The organism is Acinetobacter legionensis, assembly GCF_048551735.1.
Taxonomy (GTDB): Bacteria; Pseudomonadota; Gammaproteobacteria; order Pseudomonadales; family Moraxellaceae; genus Acinetobacter.
The window spans coordinates 23,048-37,888 of record NZ_JBIMBV010000010.1 but is presented as its reverse complement, the minus strand read 5'-3'; the positions used below and the strand labels follow the sequence as shown (position 1 = coordinate 37,888).

11 protein-coding genes and 1 pseudogene are annotated in these 14,841 nt (G+C 35.6%); 4 read left to right on the top strand and 8 right to left on the bottom strand.

Annotated features, from left to right (window positions below; all coding sequences use genetic code 11):
- Positions 1 to 211 precede the first annotated feature (211 nt).
- Positions 212 to 1,006 (bottom strand): type I methionyl aminopeptidase, encoded by a 795-nt coding sequence (gene map, locus ACG9ZL_RS10650; protein WP_419359969.1) that lies wholly within the window; start codon positions 1,004 to 1,006, stop codon positions 212 to 214.
- 326 nt (positions 1,007 to 1,332) lie between these two features.
- Here map and brnQ point away from each other — a divergent pair, with 326 nt between their 5' ends.
- Positions 1,333 to 2,625 carry a branched-chain amino acid transport system II carrier protein gene (gene brnQ / locus ACG9ZL_RS10645; protein ID WP_419327348.1) on the top strand — a complete coding sequence of 431 codons (1,293 nt, stop codon included), beginning with the start codon at positions 1,333 to 1,335 and terminating at the stop codon, positions 2,623 to 2,625.
- 646 nt (positions 2,626 to 3,271) lie between these two features.
- The gene (locus ACG9ZL_RS10640; protein ID WP_336950752.1) at positions 3,272 to 3,508 is read left to right on the top strand and encodes a hypothetical protein; all 237 of its coding nucleotides are present in this window, start codon (positions 3,272 to 3,274) and stop codon (positions 3,506 to 3,508) included.
- 52 nt (positions 3,509 to 3,560) lie between these two features.
- On the opposite strand, the gene ACG9ZL_RS10635 is transcribed toward ACG9ZL_RS10640, so the two are convergent.
- Positions 3,561 to 4,019, bottom strand: coding sequence for a hypothetical protein (locus ACG9ZL_RS10635; protein WP_419327349.1), 459 nt, complete (start codon positions 4,017 to 4,019; stop codon positions 3,561 to 3,563).
- A gap of 127 nt (positions 4,020 to 4,146) precedes the next feature.
- Between ACG9ZL_RS10635 and ACG9ZL_RS10630 the strand changes: the two genes are divergently transcribed.
- Complete coding sequence (locus ACG9ZL_RS10630; RefSeq protein ID WP_419359967.1) at positions 4,147 to 5,004, top strand: alpha/beta hydrolase family protein; 858 nt, start codon at positions 4,147 to 4,149, stop codon at positions 5,002 to 5,004.
- 123 nt (positions 5,005 to 5,127) lie between these two features.
- On the opposite strand, the gene ACG9ZL_RS10625 is transcribed toward ACG9ZL_RS10630, so the two are convergent.
- A complete protein-coding gene (locus ACG9ZL_RS10625; protein WP_336950749.1) occupies positions 5,128 to 6,669 on the bottom strand; it encodes a TerC family protein in 1,542 nt (513 codons plus the stop codon).
- A gap of 962 nt (positions 6,670 to 7,631) precedes the next feature.
- On the opposite strand from ACG9ZL_RS10625, the gene ACG9ZL_RS10620 reads away from it, so the two are divergent.
- Positions 7,632 to 8,096, top strand: a complete 465-nt coding sequence (locus tag ACG9ZL_RS10620) for a MarR family winged helix-turn-helix transcriptional regulator (RefSeq protein ID WP_336950748.1) — start codon at positions 7,632 to 7,634, stop codon at positions 8,094 to 8,096.
- A 9-nt stretch (positions 8,097 to 8,105) separates the two neighbouring features.
- Here the strand turns inward: ACG9ZL_RS10620 and ACG9ZL_RS10615 are convergent.
- The 5 genes and pseudogenes from ACG9ZL_RS10615 to ftsY all read right to left on the bottom strand — a co-directional run bounded on the left by ACG9ZL_RS10615 (position 8,106) and on the right by ftsY (position 14,729).
- A pseudogene (locus ACG9ZL_RS10615) lies at positions 8,106 to 8,770 on the bottom strand (SOS response-associated peptidase family protein).
- 143 nt (positions 8,771 to 8,913) lie between these two features.
- Entirely contained in the window at positions 8,914 to 9,534 is a 621-nt protein-coding gene (locus ACG9ZL_RS10610) for a 2OG-Fe(II) oxygenase (RefSeq protein ID WP_004719624.1), read from the bottom strand.
- 190 nt (positions 9,535 to 9,724) lie between these two features.
- Positions 9,725 to 11,887 (bottom strand): malate synthase G, encoded by a 2,163-nt coding sequence (locus ACG9ZL_RS10605; RefSeq protein ID WP_419359965.1) that lies wholly within the window; start codon positions 11,885 to 11,887, stop codon positions 9,725 to 9,727.
- A 729-nt stretch (positions 11,888 to 12,616) separates the two neighbouring features.
- Positions 12,617 to 13,210, bottom strand: a complete 594-nt coding sequence (locus tag ACG9ZL_RS10600; protein WP_004719619.1) for a nitroreductase family protein — start codon at positions 13,208 to 13,210, stop codon at positions 12,617 to 12,619.
- Positions 13,211 to 13,622: 412 nt separating this feature from the next.
- Positions 13,623 to 14,729, bottom strand: a complete 1,107-nt coding sequence (ftsY, locus tag ACG9ZL_RS10595) for a signal recognition particle-docking protein FtsY (protein ID WP_336950744.1) — start codon at positions 14,727 to 14,729, stop codon at positions 13,623 to 13,625.
- Positions 14,730 to 14,841: the final 112 nt, after the last annotated feature.

Genomic DNA, 14,841 nt, shown 5'->3' with positions numbered 1-14,841 from the left:
TAGAAACTACAGCGAGAATCTGGAAGCCATCTTAGCGATTGGTTAATATTTAAACCAATACTTAAAAACACTTATTGGATATTTCTTAAACGGAAATATCCCCAGAAATAGTCACATTTCTATTAAATAAATTGATAACAATATCATTTTTAAAGATAAAAAAACAATAAATCATCGATCACAATTCATTCAATAGACTAAAGTCTAAAGTTCAAATTTCCGGGTAGCTTCCAGTGCCTTCAGGCCACGGTGTAAGCAACTCAAAGCCCGTATCTGTGACTGCAACCATATGTTCCCATTGCGCTGACAGTGACTTATCCGCAGTGACCACAGTCCAACCATCTTTCAACTCTTTGACACTGGATTTCCCCGCATTAATCATCGGTTCAATGGTAAAAACCATACCCTTTTTAAGCACTAAGCCCTGCCCGGGTTGACCATAATGTAATACGTTAGGTTGCTCATGATAAATCTTACCAATCCCATGACCACAATATTCACGAACGATCGTATAACCTTCACGTTGCCCAACTTGTTGAATCGCATGACCAATATCCCCAAGTGTTGCACCGGGTTTAACCATATGAATTCCAGCCACCATCGCTTCATAAGTCGTTTCAACCAGTCTTTTCGCTTCAGGTTTAACTGTACCCACATAGTACATACGACTGGTATCACCAAAATAACCATCTTTGATAATCGCAACATCTATATTGATAATATCACCATCATTTAAAACCTTGTGTTTTGATGGGATACCGTGACAGACCACTTCATTTGGAGAAATACAGGTGGTTTTGGTATAACCATAATATCCAATATTTGCAGGGATCACTTTCAACGTATTGACAATAAAATCATTGCAAATATCGTCTAAATACTCAGTCGTCACCCCTGACTTCACATATTCACCAATCATTGCTAAAACTTGAGCAGTTAAACGCCCCGACACTCTTAATTTTTCAAGGTCTTGTTCGGTTTTAATGGTGACTGTAGAAGCTTTCATTGGATCTGTCCGCAAAAGTGAAAAAATATTATATGCCTTTTCAATACGTTTAGGGCAATTTACCCCCTATCATATTCAATAAAAATGCAAAATCAAGCACATAAATTTTAGAATAAGTATAATTTCTCCATATAATGTTCTTTCACACTCTATATTTTTTAAAAATTTTGATTTTTGAAAATTAACTGTGAATCATCCACATAAATATAATCAATATAACTAATTGGTTAAAATTTATAAAAAATGGGAATATTATCCATAAAATAAAATACAAAAAATAAGCTATTTCTACTAAAATCGCTGTTTTGCTTTTTCAACCACAGTTTATGACTAATCTCCGTACCAAGGATATTATTGCTTTAGGCTTTATGACCTTTGCCTTATTTATTGGGGCAGGCAATATTATTTTTCCACCCATTGTTGCTCAACAAGCCGGTGAACATGTATGGCTCGCAGCGCTTGGTTTTCTAATCACGGCTGTAGGCTTACCTGTTATTACCATTATGGCACTTTCTAAAACTGAAGGTTCTATTGCGATTTTAAGCTCGCCTTTAGGTAAAGTCGCAAGTTTAATACTGACCGTAGTATGTTATCTCTCGGTTGGACCATTATTCGCGACACCACGTACCGCAACTGTTTCTTATGAAATTGGTTTTTCCTCATACTTTGGCAATGGTGGTACAGCATTATTTATTTATAGTGTTATCTATTTTGCATTTGTGACTTTAGTTTCTCTTTATCCAAATAAATTATTGGATACAGTGGGTCATATTCTTGCACCACTAAAAATTGTTGCACTCGCAATTTTAGGTATTGCAGCATTTCTGATCCCTACTGGTTCAATTTCTCCTGCAATCAACAATTACGCAACCAGCCCTGTTTCTGAAGGTTTTGTGAATGGTTATTTAACCATGGACACTTTAGGTGCTTTGGTTTTCGGTATTGTTATTATTCATGCCATCCATTCTCGTGGTGTAACAGACAAAAAACTCGTAACCAAATATGCCATTATTGCAAGTTTGATTTCTGGTGTAGGTTTAACGCTGGTTTATCTCAGCTTATTTAAACTAGGTTTAGGCAGTCATGATGCTGCTCCAAATGCTGAGAATGGCGCAGTGATCCTGCATGCTTATGTTCAACATGCTTTTGGTGACTTAGGCTCTTTATTCCTTACAGCTTTGATTTTTATTGCATGTATGGTTACTGCGATTGGCTTAACCTGCGCATGTGCTGAATACTTCTCTGAATTGACAAAAATTCCATATAAAGTTTTAGTGATTATTTTGGTGTTATTTTCATTGGTGATTTCAAATCTAGGGTTAACCAAACTGATTGCTTTTTCAGTGCCTGTACTCAGTGCAATTTACCCACCAGCAATTGTGGTCATTCTATTGAGCTTCTTTTGGGGTAAATTCAATAACCCAACCACGGTTATCGCACCTGTTACTGGCGTTGCATTTTTATTTGGTCTTATTGAAGGAATTAAAGTCACAAGCTTTAAAGACAGCTTACCTTTGATGATTCAAAACTTACCGTTAAATGAACAGAACCTTGCATGGGTGATCCCATCATTGATCGTGTTAATCATCTGTGTCGTAATTGATAAAGTTAAAAAATAAAGCTTTTTAATTATCATCCTTAAAATTTGATTTTACCCAAATCTTATTTTAACAGTGATCAATAATTGTCATGTTTACCCCACAGGCCGTTATTGTTTGCGACACAATTTTTAAAGCGTTCTTTGATCCATCTTAGTGCTTCAAACATGTGATCAATGAACCTGAATAGATCAAATCAAGCTTTGCTCTACGTATAAAAAACATTTGGCTAAAAATACTAAAACTTAATTTTAATTCAACAAAGATAAATTCAGTCGCGTTGTTGCTTTTTTTTGAATGAGTGAACCGTTCTCCATGCCAAAATTGAATTATTTTGAAAAAATAGTCATTTTTTTCGATTTTTGCATAAATATTGCATAATTTTTTATCAACTTTAGTCGAAAACACTTTCAAGACCTATTAAGTTATTGTATTTTATTTTGATAACTAGCTCACACTACTTCAACAACTATTACGCCATTTATCAAAAAAATTACACATATTTTCATTTTTTATAAAATAATCATCACTTGTAATAAATATGTCATAATTATTTTGAATAATAGAGGTATTTGCTCTTGAAATAATTATTAGATATGGTACAACTGAATAAACCAATCCAGACTAAAACAATGTGGTTTTTGTCGAGCAGACAGGAGGGATGGAGATGTTATCAATACATTTCAATAAGCAAGTCTTCATTAATTCTTTGAAGACAAATACGAAACTGGTCATCTATCTAAGTACAACGCTTGCACTTTTAATGACACTATTAATTCATGGACTCATTCAAGGAAATTTAAAACCTGAATTTTTTGCCTATGCATTAGTCGTTTCTGCTGCCTTCTATGTTTGGGATGTAGTCGACCATAAATCTCGTAAACTTGCGAAAATTACAGAATAAAAGATGGATGCCATGCATCCATCTTAAATAAGAAAATTATAAAAATTAACTATTAAAATAAAGTAATAAACATTCCAAGTAATAATCCACCAGTCGCAACAATCTCCCCTAACACCAACAATAGCATTGCTATACGTAACAATATTTTCGGTAATTGCACTGTTCCTAATTGATGTGGTTGCTTAAATTGGTTGGTCGTATCTTTCAAGAAACCATGCAAAACATAACTGGCGATTGAAAAACTAAAAAAGAATAAATTGACCAAAACAAATATCAAATTTATTGTTTCAGTCCAGCTTGAACAATAGGCCATCACCGCTAAAATCAAAGTGGCTGGAGCATAAAGCAAACTACTGCGATGTGCGATATCAACATAATAATGCGCTCGGGCAATTTCTGAACGGCTGATTTGGTAATACTTCCAAACGCCTGTCAACATGCCTACCCATAGATAAATTCCACTAAATATTAACGCTAACTTTACCGACAAATCCAAACTCACAAAATCCATTTAAAACACCTTTATTCCAATTACTTAAAATATTTTTTATTGCATTTGACTCAGAAGTCATACTTTTAACAAGTTTCTTTTTGGAACTTGTGTAAAGTAATCATTAAAGCATACTCATAGAAATGTTATGAATACATTTGAAAATTTAACCATAACTTGTGCAGATAGCTATAGCTTAACTGCACGTTTTTATCCGGCAAAACAATCAACTAATCGTTTGCCTATTTTGGTTTGTCCTGCCACAGGTATTACTCAGAGCTTTTATCATCACTTTATAGAGTGGCTTGCTCAACAAGGTTCAGATGTACTGGTTTTCGATTTCCGTGGTATAGGTGACTCCTTACATGGTCCTATTCGTCAGTCCACAGCAAGTATCCAAGATTGGGGACAACTGGATATTCCTGCTGCTATTGAAACTTTGCTGAATAAGACAGGCAAAGAACAAGTCATACTCTTAGGTCATAGTGCTGGGGGGCAATTACTAGGCATTGTTTCCAACTACAAGAAAGTAGCTCAAGTGATTGCAATTTCAGGCTCTACAGGACATGTAAAAGGACTTAGAGGGAGAACCAAACGTATGGCACCTGTCATGTTTAACATGATCTTTCCTATTTCAAGTTTAGTCAAAGGCTATGGTGCTACTAAGTTTTTAGGAATGGGAGAAAATTTACCCAAAAATGTTGCAAAACAATGGGCGGAATTTTGCAGTAAACCCGGTTATGTGATGAACGCTATAGGTAAAACTATTTTCGAGGACTATCACAACGAAATTCAATGCCCAATTACGGTGTATTGGTCATCGGACGATGAGATCGCCACTGAAGCCAATGTCAAAGACCTACTTCGTTTGTATCCAGAAGCCCCCACTGAAATGATAGAGCTTAAACCGAAAGATACAGGTCATAAAGCCATTGGTCATATGTTAATGTTTAGGAAGTCACATCAAAATTTATGGCCAATTATGACAAAAAATATTTTTAATTAATTTTTAGTTTTAAGTACTTAGATCAGTAATCCTATCTAAGTGCTCTTTTTATTCAAAAAAATGCCTCATTAATGAGGCATTTTTTAGTCTTTTATATCTGCTTACGATTTAATCGCAAAACAGTTACGAAAATTGCTCTGGACGGGTAATTTTTACCGTTTTGATCCGATTTTCATCCATTTCGATGACTTCAAACCAAATGCCCTCTTGTTCAATCTGAGTGCCTACTTTTGCTTCGCCTTGGGTTTTATCTAAAATCAAACCTGCCACGCTAAAATAGCCTGAGTCTTCCTGAACTAGATCCAACATACCAAGTTCCAGCTCAAGTTGATACAAATCCAGCATGCCAGAGGCTTTCCAGGTCGTATCATCCAGTTTAATTAATTCCAACTGCTCATCTGCATCAGGGAATTCACCAGCAATTGCTTCAAACACATCCAATGGAGAAATCAAACCCTGGATATTACCAAATTCATTACTCACCAAGACTAAAGAACCCTTAGACGTTCTTAAAGTATGAATAGCATCAATCACTTTCATTTTTTCAAAAATAAAAATCGGACGACTACGTTTAAGCAAGGCTTGTAATTGCTCTGGTTCATCCAGTACATCAATTAACTCTTTAGCGCGTACAACCGTAACCACTTTATCTAATTGTCCACGACACACAGGAAATAAACTATGCGGTACAGCCAAAATTTGCTGACGAATACTCTCTGCATCATCCTCAAGATTAATCCAAGATATTTGATTTCTAGGGGTCATGATTGATGCAACTGAACGTTCTGCAAGCGTTAACACTCCACCGACCATATAACGCTCTTCATCACCAAAGGCTTTTTGTGCTGCTAAAGTCTCAGGGTTTTGTAATAAATCTGCATCAAGTTTGCTTCCCATCAATTTTAAAATTGAGTCAGCAGTACGATGACGCAATGGTGTTTTCGACTGATGTTTTTCAACATTGCGGCTAGAAAACTGGTTAAAAGCTTCTATTAAAATAGCTACACCAATACCCGAATAAATATAACCTTTTGGAATATGGAAACCAAAACCTTCAGCAATTAAGCTCACACCAATCAATAATAAAAAGCTTAAGCACAGAATCACGACAGTAGGATGCTTATTGACAAAAGATGTTAATGGCTTAGAAGCAATCAGCATCACAATAACAGCAATTGTTACTGCTGCCATCATTACGTAAATATTATCGACCATGCCAATCGCAGTAATCACTGAATCGAGAGAGAATACAGCATCTAAAACAATGATTTGGGCAACAACAGCCCAAAAGCTTGCATAAACGACAGCCCCTGAACTTTTAACCTCGGGCTTACCCTCTATTTTTTCATGCAGTTCAGTGACAGCTTTATAGACGAGGAATAACCCGCCAAATAATAGAATTAAATCCCGTCCTGAGAAAGAGAGACCACCAATTTCAATCAGAGGTTTAGTTAATGTCACTAACCAAGAAATAATAGACAGTAAACCTAAACGCATTATTAATGCTAGAGATAAGCCGATGATACGTGCTTTATCTCTTTGTTCAGGAGGAAGTTTATCTGCAAGAATGGCAATAAAGACTAAGTTATCAATACCCAGTACAATTTCTAAAACTATTAGGGTTAAAAGACCAACCCAAATTCCAGGGTCTAATAAAAATTCCATTATTAGATCTCCTGCTTATTATTATAAATATATAAATTGGAGAAAAATAAATTCGACCTACAAGACGACGGATCCATGAATGATACCTTTTCAACTAAATTGCTATAATTATGCACAATATCTTAGGCTTGTAATTATTTTTCATAAAAAATTTACATTTATTTAAGTTTATATATATGTATAGCTGACTGATACCTGGAAATTCCCTGTATTTCTAATCATCATTTTACAAATATAGTCTTTAACAGATATCGATACATCATATTCAAATTATTTTTCAATCAATATTACAGAAATGTCATTGGTATTTTCGTAAAAAATTACGTATAACTATGTTTGTAGAAGCCTTTAAATTAGTAGACTATATTAATCATAACTATATTTAATCAATTATTTTCAATTAGATATAAGGGCAACTAACAGAGTAAAAAATTGATAAATTTATATAATAAATTTTAACAAAAAAAAATATTTAGAGCTAAGCCAAGTTGATTTCTTTTATTTTTCAGTTAAAATAACATAAGATGTTATTTTTTTTAACTAATGAGCTTGCTTTTAACAACATCTTCTTGGTAATTTTCATAATTAGGCAAGCTGAAATACTTAGGATCGTACTATGACACAAGGACTTTCATTAACATTTAATAAAATCTGCCTTTGGGGTTGGTTTAAAACTTTCTATTCCACGGCAACACTAGAGAATGAATTATATTCATTCTAAATTGCATGAAGAAGCGACTAAGTTTTCGCAAAGTATTACTGATTTCCATCTATCTATAGACAGTCGTACAATGCCTTTACTAAATACTTTAACTTAAGTTTAGTTCAAGCAAAATTTACATTTCGTCGATTTTACTTGTTTTTTTCTTTAAGTGATCTATCACATATTGATTCAAGTATTCAAAGTAAAATATGATTACCGCTTAAGATATGGCAATAATTACAAAAACAGGGACCCTTAAATGACTAAAAAATATGCAAAATTTTTACCTGCAGCTGAAAATTTTAATATCGAAAATTTCCCATACTACTGGATCACTCAAGTACATTCGCAGTATGTTTTAAATTTAGATCACGTACTTAAAAAGTATGGGGTAGACCATTCTAGACGACGATTGTTGGTTGCATTAGAAGCCAAACCAGATGCAAGTGTCTCTGAGCTCTCAGAAATGATCGTTTCAAAAATGTCGACGATAACCAAAATTGTTTATCGCTTAAAAGAGGAAGGATTTGTTGATACTTACTCGTGTGAAAATGATGCGCGTATCACAAGAGTACATTTAACAGAAGCTGGACAACAAATGACGCAAAAAATAAATGACTTAATGAGTGTTGTACTTGAAAAGTCATTTGAAGGTCTAACACCACTTCAAATTGAAAAAACCATGGAAAACTTAAAAATTATTTTTAAGAACCTTGCACATTAATATTTAAGGCTATTCATCGAAGATGTTCAACTGTGGCGAGTTTTTGTTATTCGATCTTTTGGGGCAAAAAAAACACTCAAACTCAGCCACAGGGAACCCTTCAATAAAACTCAAAATATTGGGCTGCTGTAAGCCCAACCATTCATCAAGTCGATGATGTGAATAACTACCACCGAACGTTTGTCTGTCCGAGGTTCATGAAACTCACTCATCATCGGATGCAGGTGGGCATCCATACTAATCATGGCGGCTGAACGAACAACTTCACCAGTTTTTAATCGAGTAATCTCATAAAGTGCAGCAATATAAAAAGCCCGACCATCTTTACGCCGTACACCCCATCGTTGTGGTCGACCATTGATATATTTGGATTCATAGAACTCTGTCACGGCGATCACACCAAATTGGCACTTGCTAAAAGCCTCAACAAAACTGCGTTTTTCCATCAGAGTTTCATTTCTTGCATTATATGTATGTTTTGCAACATCTTTATCCTCAGCCCATTTTGGCACTAAACCAAAGTTGACTAAACGCCATTCAATCCCTTGATTGGATTTAAATAGCAACGGCGTTTGAAAGCTGGGAAATATTTCTTCTTCATACGGAAAAGGAACTGCAGGCAAGCCAAGCTGCTGAACTTGTATTAAGCTGATCGGTTTAAAATTAGCACACATGATAATAAGATTTAAGATACTGATTTATAATTGTTGAATTTATCTATCGCGCTATCTATTGATAACAACATTAGACATTGATAAAAAATTGAAACAATTCACAATTTCAATTGAGGATAAACCGAAGTTTACCCTCATTGCTTTTATCCAAAAATCTTTTTCACTTTGGCGCTTAAACCATGAAAAAACTTATGTTTTGCATTGGCTTTTTCGCTAGTCAAAAAATTAATTTGAATGGATTGGCGTTGCCCTTCATAAGGAATATAGCCATGCCAACCATTGTCAGTCACTTTAAATGCAACCAGTGAACCTGGCCCTGCATTGATTTCTGTCACATAGTTATTGATGTCTTTATCGTCATTGAGAATACGTAAACGTCCATTCGGCGCATCCCAAGATTCATTTAAATAGATTAAAACCGTCAACAATTTGCTTTTTGAATCACTGTGAATCCGGCCATCTTTTTGACGAGAGTAGCCACGTAAAGTAATCATCATCGGATGTTCCATAACATTGACATCAAATTTATCTGTTAAAATTTGACGAAATTCTGGTGTATCCAATGATTTTAGAAAGCGATCGAAATTAGGCTTGATTTCTACATCTTCGATGTTAAAGCTTCCGCCTTGTTCAATTTTAGGAAAGTCTTGGATTACTGCCTGGACTTCACTATCGGCCAAAGCATTTTCAACTACAAAATACGGATATGGCGTACTCGCAACTTCAGCATTCTTCAGCGCATCTAATTTCAGAATTGATGTCATTTATAATTCAGCTTAATGATTAATTCCCTTAAATTGTATCAGAGATTTTATATCATTGGCTTAAAACTCAAAGTCACGTCTACAAATTTTATATATGAAAGCATAGCAACAGTTAAAATAAACAATAAGAAGAATAAAGCCCCCGAAGAGGCTTTGTTGATAATCAAACAAAATAAATTAGACGATAAAATTAATCGCCTGTGTAACCTTTTAACTTTAAGCGATATGCATGTAATAATGGCTCAGTATAGCCAGACGGTTGTTCACCACCTTTGAATACTAAATCATAAGCAGCTTTATATGCATAACCATCAAAACCAGGCGCCATGTTGCTATATTCAGGATCGTTGGCATTTTGTTCATCAACAATTTTCGCCATACGCTGCATAACTTCTTCAACTTGCGCTTTAGTCACAATCCCATGACGCAACCAGTTTGCAACGTGTTGAGAAGAAATACGCAAAGTTGCACGGTCTTCCATTAAACCGACATTGTTAATGTCTGGCACTTTAGAACAACCTACACCTAAATCAACCCAACGAACAACATAACCCAAGATCCCTTGAAGGTTATTTTCAAGTTCTTTGGTCTTCTCTTCTTCAGTCCAGTTTGTATCTGTCGCTAAAGGCGGTGTCAACAAGTCATCTAACGGAAGTGCTTCAGTTTTCAATAACTCTTGTTGGCGTGCTGAGACATTACATTGGTGATAATGAATCGCGTGAATCACTGCACCTGATGGTGAAGGAACCCATGCACAGCTCGCACCCGCTTCAGGATGTTCAATTTTGGTTTTATACATGTCTAAAAGCATGTCAGGTTTAGGCCACATACCTTTACCAATCTGCGCTTTGCCACGTAAACCTGCTTGTAGACCCACCATAACATTACGGTTTTCATAAGCTGGGAACCAAATTTGGCTTTTCACTTCGCCTTTACGAACGAACGGACCTGCTTCCATAAAGGTATGAATTTCATCACCTGTACGATCCATGAAACCAGTATTGATGAAAATTGTACGGTCTTTTGCTTGTGCAATACAGTTTTTCAAGTTTACAGATGTACGGCGCTCTTCATCCATAATCCCGATTTTCAAAGTTTTCGCTGGTAAACCAAGCGCTTGTTCAGCACGTTCAAACAATTCGACAGCAAATGCAACTTCTTCTGGACCATGCATTTTTGGTTTAACGATATACATTGACCCTTTACGTGAGTTTTTGTTTTCGTTTTGACCTTTGATGTCTGCGAAAGTCAGTAATGGTGTGATTAAAGCATCCATAATACCCTCGTAGATTTCAGCACCATCTACAAGGATTGCAGGGTTTGTCATTAAATGACCAACGTTACGAAGAAGCATCAATGAACGACCATGAAGTGTTGTTTCACCACCAATCAAGTTCTTATGCGTACGATCTTTATTTAATGTACGCGTAACGGTTTTACCGTTCTTCTCAATTGATTCTTCAAGCGTACCTTTCATTAGACCTAACCAGTTACGGTAGCCTTCTACTTTCTCTTCTGCATCTACAGCAGCAATCGAATCTTCTAAATCTTGAATCGTGGTAACAGCAGCTTCTAAAACAAGATCTTTTACACCCGCTGCATCAGTTTTGCCTACTGGGCTATTTGCATCAATTTCAATAACAACGTGTAAGCCATTATTTAAAAGTACAATTTCAACGGGTGCAGATTCGTCACCATTGAAACCGACAAATTGTGATTCTTTCGCCAAAGTCGAGGTTGAACCATCTTTGAGTGTGACAACAAGTTTTTTGCCCTCAACAGCATATTTTGTTGCATCTGCATGTGAACCATTCGCCAATGGGAATGTTTCATTTAAGAAATTCTTTGCAAATGCGATAACTTTATCGCCACGAACTGGGTTATAGCCTTTACCTTTTTCTGCGCCACCTTCTTCAGATATCACGTCAAAACCGTAAAGTGCATCGTATAAAGAACCCCAACGCGCATTTGCCGCATTTAAGCAATAACGTGCATTCCGCACAGGTACCACCAATTGCGAACCAGCCAATAATGCGATTTCTTCATCTACATTTTCTGTACTGATTTGAAAATCTTCTACTTCTGGTAATAAGTAGCCAATTTCTTTTAGGAAAGCTTTATAAGCTTGAAGTTCAAATTTATTGTTGCGGTGCCATTCATCAATTTTAGTCTGAATCTCGTCACGCTTCGCTAAAAGCGCCTTATTCTTAGGACTAAGATCGACAACAACTTGCTCAAAGTTTTTCCAGTATGTTTCACTATCTAAACCAGAACCTGGTAGTGCTTCATTTTCGATGAAATCGTAAAGTTCTTTAGCAATCGCTAACTTGCCTTTTTGAATACGTGCAGTCATTGTCTTTCCTGATATTGCTACTTTTTATAACAAGAGTTTCTAGTATACCGATTTAAACCATGCTGAATAGTACTATCACATTGCTAAATAGTGATCATTTTAATTAAAAAAATAGCTATATTAACTTAAAAAATAACGATCAAAAATACAGCAACACCATCAACTAAATCATCAACTTAAATCGCTTTTTAACAGTGTATAAATTTTTTAAAATGTCTAAATTAGACCAAAGTGCTGAATCAACCCTAATTTCTCCATTTTTTATACACTTTTATTCCTTGAGCAAAGATTAAGCCATGAATAGCGCTAAATGTCGATAAAACCAATCCATAATTCTGTGTAAAGAATTGTTCGACTCACTTATATTTTTTTCTATTTGTTCAAATCTCATCTTATTGTTTCAATTTAGATGATTAGAATCTTTAGCAACAAGGTGGAATCACATAATTTTTTAAAGCACTTATGCTTTTTTACATTATTTAATCCTACAAGGTGTAGCTGGGGTATCCCCTACACAAATTAAATTTAAAGTTTCATTCTAATACGTGGCTGTGCAAACACATTTGTCTCTTTTAATCATACAGCGTCTATCTATTATCTGGCGACAAGCACGGATAAAGTGCTACACATAAAAAACCTGTTTAAAATTTTCATTCTAAACAGGTTTCTGGAATAGCAAGGTCTAAGCTAAATAAGAGATAGACCTCAACTTAAAACTAAATGCTTCACTTAATTAAAAGTTTTAAAACGTGTTGCATCATCAATAAATGTTTTTTCGCCCGCTGGTGCTTCGATTGAACCAAATACTAATTGTGCGCGAAGTTTCCAGTCTGCAGGTACATCAAATGTTGCTGCCACTTCTTCATCTACGATTGGATTATAGTGTTGTAAAGAAGCACCTATACCCGCTTCAGCCAATGCAGTCCAAGTTGCAAATTGAGCAATACCTGTTGAATGCTCAGACCATACTGGGAAATTGTCTGCATATAATGGGAATTGTTCTTGTAAAGCTTTAATCACACTTAAATCTTCATAAAACAACACTGAACCAGCACCAGCGATAAAGCTGTTAATCTTACCCGAAGTTCCTTCAAATGCTTCAGCTGGAACGATTTTACGTAAAGTTTCTAAAACGATTGTCCAGAATTTAACATGTGAATCACCAAATAAAATCACAGCACGAGAAGACTGTGAGTTAAATGAAGATGGGCTATGCTTGATTGCATCTTTGATGATTTCTTCAATTTTCGCTTGGTCTAAGCTTAAATCTCTACCAATTGCATAAATTGTACGGCGTTGTTTGATTTGATTTAAAAATGACATGGTGTTAATCCTTCTATGACCAAATGGGTCGTGTTATTTAACATGGTTTGAGTGTATTGCATCATTCTTAGTTTCGTCATGCTTATATACATAACAATGTGTTCTATATTTAGAACAATATGTGAAATTGGGTCTTTTAAAATGCCATTGTGTTTCTGTAACCCCTTTTTAAGGTACTTTGTACTTTAAAACGATAAGAATATGTCAAATTTCCTATGGGCTTTTCATTACTTATTTTGTGGTAAAAATATGCAAATTTCGACATACGATTCTAGACATAGTATTAAAATACAACTCAATGACATTCTTATAATGTCTTCTTCCAATAACATACTATCAAGAGCCCCAGTCTTAAAAAAATAAAAAACTCCGCATAAAGCGGAGTCTCATTGAAGATAAATAGTTTTCTAAATTACTTATCTGTTTCAAATAATGCTGCGACAAACGATTTTGCAGAGAATGGACGTAAATCATCTATCTTTTCCCCGACACCAATATATCGAATTGGTACATGGGTACGGCTGGCAATATTAAACAACACACCACCCTTTGCAGTTCCATCTAATTTGGTAATGGTTAAACCAGTTAAACCTACAGCTTCATCAAACATTTCAACTTGGTTAATCGCATTTTGACCAGTACCAGCATCCACCACCAACATCACTTCATGTGGCGCAGTTGCATCAATTTTTTGCATAACACGTTTTACTTTGGTCAATTCAGACATCAAGTTACTTTTGTTATGCAAACGCCCTGCTGTATCGGCAATTAAAACATCCACACCTTTGGCACGAGCACTTTCAAAGGCATCAAAAATGACTGAAGCACTATCTGCACCATGGCCTTGAGCCACGACAGCAATATTGTTACGTTCACCCCAGATTTGAAGTTGTTCAGTTGCTGCTGCACGGAAGGTATCTCCTGCTGCAAGCATGACTTTCTTGCCTTCGCCTTGTAAACGTTTGGCTAATTTACCAATCGTGGTTGTTTTACCTACACCATTTACACCCACCACTAAAATCACAAATGGATTTTTATTGGGATCGATATGCAATGGTTTTACACGAGGCGCAAGTAAAGCAACTAGCTCTTCTTGTAGCGCTTTATACAATGAATGTGAGTAAATTAAATCACCACGTTCCGTACGCTCAGTCAAGTTCGTAATAATGGTTTTAGTCGCCTCTACCCCGATATCAGCAACCAAAAGTTGCTCTTCTACCTCTTCAAGCAACTCATCATCAATTTCTTTACCACCAATCAGGATATTAACCATACCATCGGCAAGGCTTTTACGCGATTTGGTCAAACCTTCTTTCATGCGACTAAAAAAGCCACCTTTGGATTTTTCATCAGCTGATTCAATCTGTGCGGCTTGGCTTTCAGTTTGAATAGGTTCCGCTTTAGGTGTTTCTACATTATTTTCAATAATAGGCACATTGACGGCTGGTAAACTAGGTAATGTGACATCGTCATCCCCGATATCCGCATCAATCAAGAATTTATTTTGCTGTTCTTGCATGCCGATTCCTTGAAAAGCATAGCGTTAAAAAAGAATGAGTTTAGCATAGATTGCATCATTTTTAGAGTTAAAGCAGCGATAAAACAAGCAAACCAAAATGCAACATTCTAAC